This is a genomic window from Rhodococcus sp. KRD162 (assembly GCF_017168335.1).
Lineage (GTDB): Bacteria > Actinomycetota > Actinomycetes > Mycobacteriales > Mycobacteriaceae > Rhodococcoides.
The window spans coordinates 1-253 of sequence record NZ_JABFAU010000062.1 but is presented as its reverse complement, the minus strand read 5'-3'; the positions used below and the strand labels follow the sequence as shown (position 1 = coordinate 253).

Here is a 253-nt window from a genome sequence, read left to right as displayed (position 1 = left end):
AGTCCGCGACGTATTCGGCGGCGTACGTCCGCAGCTCCTCGAGGGTCACCTCGCGACCGGGAACCGGGGTCACGATCGCGACGATGGTCTCCCCGAATGTGGCGTGGTCCAGGCCGACGACGGCAACAGCGACGCCAGGTCGCGGGCGATCGGCAGGGTGGCGCCGACGATCCCGCCCTTCGATGCCGAGTACGCGGCCTGTCCGATCTGCCCGTCGAAGGCCGCGACCGAGGCGGTGTTGACGATCACGCCG

The 253-nt window shown here is 70.4% G+C and carries 1 pseudogene; it reads right to left on the bottom strand.

Features of this window, described 5'->3' with window-relative positions:
• Positions 1-123: 123 nt before the first annotated feature.
• Positions 124-253 (bottom strand): annotated as a pseudogene (locus J1M87_RS26420) (SDR family NAD(P)-dependent oxidoreductase); the annotation flags it as partial.